4 protein-coding genes and 1 pseudogene are annotated in these 5,760 nt (G+C 59.3%); 2 read left to right on the top strand and 3 right to left on the bottom strand.

The window, feature by feature from the left end:
- Positions 1 to 647 precede the first annotated feature (647 nt).
- Positions 648 to 2,267 (bottom strand): methyl-accepting chemotaxis protein, encoded by a 1,620-nt coding sequence (locus H7687_RS21765; RefSeq protein ID WP_246405069.1) that lies wholly within the window; start codon positions 2,265 to 2,267, stop codon positions 648 to 650.
- A gap of 271 nt (positions 2,268 to 2,538) precedes the next feature.
- On the opposite strand from H7687_RS21765, the gene H7687_RS21760 reads away from it, so the two are divergent.
- Positions 2,539 to 3,399 carry an AraC family transcriptional regulator gene (locus H7687_RS21760; RefSeq protein ID WP_183351382.1) on the top strand — a complete coding sequence of 287 codons (861 nt, stop codon included), beginning with the start codon at positions 2,539 to 2,541 and terminating at the stop codon, positions 3,397 to 3,399.
- A gap of 364 nt (positions 3,400 to 3,763) precedes the next feature.
- Complete coding sequence (locus tag H7687_RS21755; RefSeq protein WP_183351380.1) at positions 3,764 to 4,357, top strand: hypothetical protein; 594 nt, start codon at positions 3,764 to 3,766, stop codon at positions 4,355 to 4,357.
- Positions 4,358 to 4,611: 254 nt separating this feature from the next.
- Here H7687_RS21755 and H7687_RS21750 read toward each other — a convergent pair whose 3' ends face one another.
- Positions 4,612 to 5,511 (bottom strand): YceI family protein, encoded by a 900-nt coding sequence (locus H7687_RS21750; RefSeq protein WP_183351378.1) that lies wholly within the window; start codon positions 5,509 to 5,511, stop codon positions 4,612 to 4,614.
- A gap of 145 nt (positions 5,512 to 5,656) precedes the next feature.
- A pseudogene (locus H7687_RS21745) lies at positions 5,657 to 5,760 on the bottom strand (IS110 family transposase); the annotation flags it as partial.

Here is a 5,760-nt window from a genome sequence, read left to right as displayed (position 1 = left end):
AGAGCAGAAACTGAAAGTTTTCCAAGACCGAATCCAGGTCGAGGAATTCGACTACAAATTACGTTGAGGGAACGAGTGTCCACGATGTCCTGGCATCAAAATCTGTCCACGATGTCGTGGCACTCAACACTTAACTGCTGAAGATATTTTTTATCGGCATGAGAGTGTGCTTCAAGCTCATCTAAGAATCGAAAAAACACTCGGACATGCATTTGAAGCGCACTCAGTTGCCTTCAACCACACCTGAGTTGTTTTCAAAACCACCTCAGGTGAATTTTCCCCACGAACAAGATGCGAAAAGGCAAGTTACCGGAGCTTAAAACGCAGGGAGTTGCATTCAACTTCAACTCACTGTCGTTTAAACGCAGGTCAGTGGAATTCTCACACGTATAAAAATTCGAAAACTTCTCCAACAGGCGTTTGCAACGCACTGAGTTGCATTTAAACACCGGAGACCTGTTTTTTCCGACATGTAAGTGCAGTTTACGTGGAGATGAAAGTGCGAGAATGGCACGGACCGTGTTTCAAGTCCACGCGCAAAAAAAGGGCGAAGGGTGCTCCTTCGCCACTTTCATGCCTCTGGCTCTGGTTTCTCGGCGACTCTCCTGTCGTAAACTGCGACCGGAGAGTCGCGCGTGGGCCACCGTCTAGGCGACCTTGAACTGGCGGACCATGTCCTGGAGACGGACGGACATGGAGGCGAGGGCGGCCGCGGCGGCGGCGGTCTCGTCGGCTCCCCGGGCGGTGGCCTGCACGATGCTGGTGATCTGTACCATGTTGGAACTGATCTCGCTGGTGGTTGCGGTCTGCTCTTCGGCGGCGGTGGCGATCTGGTTCGCCTGCATCATGACGGCGTGAATCTGCTCGAGAATAGCTTCCAACGCCTGGCCGGAACGGGAGGCCTGCTCGGTCCCGCGCGCGACTTCCTTGCTCCCTTGCTCCATGGCCTGGACGGCACTTTGGGTTTCCCCCTGGATGGTACGGATCATGTCGGAGATCTCACGGGTGGCACGGGTGGTGCGCTCGGCCAGGGCCCTGACTTCGTCGGCGACGACGGCAAAGCCGCGCCCCTGCTCTCCTGCCCGGGCCGCCTCGATGGCAGCGTTCAAGGCGAGCAGGTTGGTCTGGTCGGCGATGTCCTCGATGGTCCCGACGATGGCGCCGATCTGGTCGGAACGCTCTCCGAGCGATTCCACGGTCCTGGCCGCACCCTGCACCCGCTCGGCAATTACTCCCATCACGGCCACGGTGGCCTCGACGACCCCCGCGCCGTCGACTGCTGCCTGGTTGGCTCCCTGGGCGCCTTGAGCGGCAAGGTGGCAGTTCTGCGCGATGTCGTTGGAGGTCGCCGCCATCTCTTCTCCGGCGGTGGCAACGGTGTTGGCCTGGGCGACGATTTCTTCGGTTCCGTTCACCATCTGTTGCGCCGTTGCCTTCAACTGGTTCGAGGACGTGGCCACCCTGGTGGCATCGCTGGAGAGCTCCTGCATGATGGACTGGATCTTGCCGGCGAAATCATTGATATGATCGCTTAGCAGCCCCAACTCGTCTCTGGAGTGGTAGTCGACGCGCCGGGTAAGATCGCCGCTGGCGATGGCGGCAATGGCACTGCTTATCTGCTTCAGGGCGCTCTTGATTCCCGAGGTGAGCAAGGCGCAGATGGCGATGCTGAGTAAAAACGCAATGCCCCCGGTGATCAGCATGGTGGCAATGGCAGCCGTCCCTGCTTGCTGTGCGGTCTTGACGCGCAACTCGGTCCGCTTGGCGTAGTAGTCCATCAGCGCCTCGGCTGCGGCTACGTATTTCTGCCTTGCCTGCTCTCCTTCGCCGGCAATGGCGGCTTTGAACTTGGCGGTATCGCCCGAGGCCGCAATGGCCTTCAGTGCGTCATTCACCTTTGCGCCGGCGGTGAGTGCGCTGTCCAACTCCGCTACCAGTTTCTTGCCGTCGGGAGTCTTGGTGTTCTTCTTCACCGCGTCGAATGCCTGTTGGTACGCTTTGCGGTGCTCCTCCATGTGTTTGGCGATTTTGTCCCGGTCCGCTTGGGTATCGGCCAGCACCAGTCCCTTCATTTCCTCGTCGATCCCCTGCAGGTTGAGCAACACTTGTCCGGCACTGGCGGTCAGCCCGCTGATGCGGTTAACGTTGTTCAACTGGTCCGCACTGCTGTAGAGACCTTTCATCCCCGCCCCCACAACGATGAACAGCAGCAACGACACGGTTCCAAAGCCAAGCAGTAACCGTTTTGCGATTGTGAGGTTTACCATAACTCCTCCCTTTAGTAGCACCAGCCGGAAATTTTCACTCATAGTGATCCATCAAATAACTATCGGCATTTATGTATGGGTACTTTAGTCTACAAAACTTCGATGTTTCTTCGGCCTGATTCAGATTCTCCCAAAGCGCAACTGCGCTTCGCGATGACTGGCGCCTTGCTGCCGGGGCATGCTATATTCGCCACATTGAGCAATCCCCGTCAGGATTTCTCCGCGACTCTCCGCTAGGATGACCTGCGAATCGAGAGGGGACGGCAGGCACATGGACAAGGCACAGGCATACGCGGAGCGCTTCGACAGGGTGGTCCGCTACATAGAGCGGCACCTGGACGAGCCGTTGACGGTGGAGGGACTGAGCCGGGTGGCGCATTTCTCGAAGTTCCACTTCCACCGGCAGTTCACGCTCTATACGGGCATGGGCGTCTTCGCCTTCATCCGGCAAATGCGGCTGAAGCACGCCTCGCACCGGCTCTGCTACCGCCGCGAGGAGCGCATCATCGACATCGCCCTGGACGCGGGCTTCGAAAGTCCCGAGGCGTTCTCGCGCGCCTTCAAGCAGGTGTTCGGCCAGTCTCCCTCCCAGTTCAGAAAATCCCCCCAATGGCAGCCCTGGAAGGAGCGCTTCCGGCCGCCGCCCATGCAAAGGAGAGAAGAGATGGAAGTGAGAATCGTGGAGTTCCCGGAAACGAGGATCGCGGTGCTGCCCCACCGGGGCGCACCGGAGAAGATCGACGAGTCGGCGCTGAAGTTCATCGAGTGGCGCAAGCAGAGCGGACTCTCGCCGGTAAAGCAGGCGCTCACCTTCGGGATCGTCTACGACGATCCCGCGGTGACCGAGCCGGAGCTGTTCCGCTTCGACATCTGCGGTACCGTGTCGGAACCGGTGCCGGAAAACCCGCAGGGGGTAGGGAACGGCATCATCCCGGCTGGCCGCTGCGCGGTCGCGCGCCACCTCGGCTGCCATGACCGGATCGGCGACACGGTCTATCCGCTGTGCCGGGACTGGTTTCCGCAAAGCGGGGAGGAGCTGCGGGACTTCCCGATCTTCTTCCACTACCTGAACCTGGTTCCGGACGTCGCGGAGCACGAGCTGGTCACCGACATCTACCTGCCGCTCAAATAGCAGCCTCGGCTGCTGCAAGCGCAGCAAACACACGTCGCAAAATGAACTAGGGGTAGGTGCCGCATATGTTTTAATGGCAAGGTCACCCACCCCCCTGCCCCCTCCCGTCAAGGGAGGGGGAGACCCCCCTATCCTCCTCCCGCGAGGGGAGGGGGGACGGTCGACACTGGAGGCGGAGCCTTTGCTGTTTACTTATTAAAGTAAATAGTGTATACGCTTTTGGCAGGGCGAGAGGGAACCTGCAACAGCCGATGCATCCGCGCAATTCCCGTACGCGAAGAATCGAAGTCGATGGGGCCCCGATCGGGCCTGCGGTTCTGCAGCCGTCGCACGCGGGGTAGGGTGGACGGCGTTGAGGGATGCCATGATGCGTTCTCTGTCACTGCCACTCTTTGCCGCCCTTCAGGCGGCGCTGAAACAAGCCCACATGCTTTCCTCGGCCATCCTGGCCGGAAGCGGCGCCTGCCTTCTCTACCTGCTCCACATCTACACGACGTCCTCGCAAAGAATAGAGTCCGCCGTCCTCAACCAATCGACCATCGAACTGGTCCAATACCTCCTCGTTCCCAGCGCCGCCTTCAGTATCGCTACCGGTGCCATCATCTGCCTCTCCGAAAGCCGCACCGTCTTCTCCTGCCACTACCTGATGACCAAGGCGATCAATGCCTGCACGGTCATAGCCGTCGGCGCCATCCTCTACCTGGGTCTGGGCAAACTCGCGGCCGCTGCCTCGGATGTGCGCGGGGTGCAGTTGGTTGGGCGCGTTTTCCAGGCTGAGGATCTCCTCGGCGCCGGCAACGTTCTTGCCGCGGTGCTGATGGGGACCATACTGTTCGTGCTGTACAACGTGATCCATCGGCCCTGCGCGGAGTCGGGCGGCTGCAAGGTGTGCAGTTGCAGCAGGGTCCGGGCTGATGAGGCTGGGGCTGAGGTCAGTGATACTGGTGACGCGCAGTAAAAGGCAGAATCAAGCAACAGGGATGAAGGGGATGAAAGGGATAAACCTTAGGTAAAACTGACCCCTTTGTCTTCGCTGCATCCTCTTTATCCTCTTTACGCCTTTATCCCCTTTATCCCCTTCATCCCTGTGAATAGTAAAAAGTTTGCCGATGTTGGCTGAACTGAATGGAGCGTTCCGCCAGGGGGACAGGCATTTGACGGAGCCAGTCCCCCTTCTGCCGCACATCGTCTCTCCTCTTTTCCTTCCTGTAATCACTTTCTAACCGCCAGGACGAACAGCTCCAGGGTGACCAGGTCGTGCACGAGGTGCATGCCGAGACGCTCGAAGAGTTTGGCGGAGCCGTAACCGGCGTCCCACAGGGTCCGGTCGATGTCGAAGTGGGCATGGGCCTTGACACTGCCGTCTTCCTGGGGCGCTACTATGGCGGGGAAGGCCACCGGCCGGGTAATGCCCCGAATGGTCAACTCGCCGATGGCGGTCCCTTCGGGCGCCTCAGAAAACTCCGCGCTCTCGGGCTCCCACCGGATGAGCCTGAAAGTGGCGGTGGGGAAGCGGTCGACGGCGAAGAAGTCTTCGGACTTCAGGTGCCTGAGCAGGAGATCGCGCCAGTATGGATCCTGCAGGTCGTGGTTTTCGATGCTGGTCATGTCCAGCACGATGGAACCGGCGGTGAGTCTGCCGTCGCGCATGACCAGCTCGCCCCCCTGCACGGCGACGGTGCCATGGTGACGGTTGTTCAGGTTGCGTCCCATCCACTGCAGCGAGCTCCTTTCGGTATCGATGGCGTAGCTGCCATCCGCGGTCGTGGCGTCGGGGCGTGCCTGCGTTCCGGTCTCGACGGGAAGGCCGGCCGCTTTCAGGGCGGAGAGTCCTCCTTCCAGGACGGAAACGTTTTGATACCCCGCCTGGACCAGGCGGTCCCGCGCCACTTCGGCGCTGAGCGTGTTGCCGGTCGCATCGTAGAGGATCAGCTCGGTGCTCCGGTCGGGAACCAGCTCCGCGACGCGGTCCAGGAATACCATCTCGTAGATGCAGGCGTTATGTGCGCCTGCCAAGTGGCAGACGGCGTAATCCTCGGGCGTCATGACGTCGATGACGAGGGCGCCGGAGGTCAACTGTTCCTTCAGTTGTGCACAGGTGGTAGTCTTCATGGTCTTCATCCTTCTTGTTATCAAACTGCAATTACTTCAAGTGGATCTTTGACCATTTTATCACTTTGCCGAAAATGCTCTCAACTTCGACCATTCAGCGGTCCGGAAAAGGCAATTACTTAACGCAAAGCAACCGTGTTCTCTGTCAAGCAAAAGCGTGGCTATCGCTCCAAGGCTGGTTATCTCTGAGCATTGCATTCAGTATGACCAGGAGCTTTCGCATCGTAGCGGTTATAGCCACCTTGTGCA

Origin of the sequence: Geomonas paludis, assembly GCF_014193585.1 — a bacterium.
GTDB lineage: Bacteria > Desulfobacterota > Desulfuromonadia > Geobacterales > Geobacteraceae > Geomonas > Geomonas paludis.
Note: the sequence above shows the minus strand (reverse complement) of the source record. Positions and strands in the feature narration are given on the sequence as shown.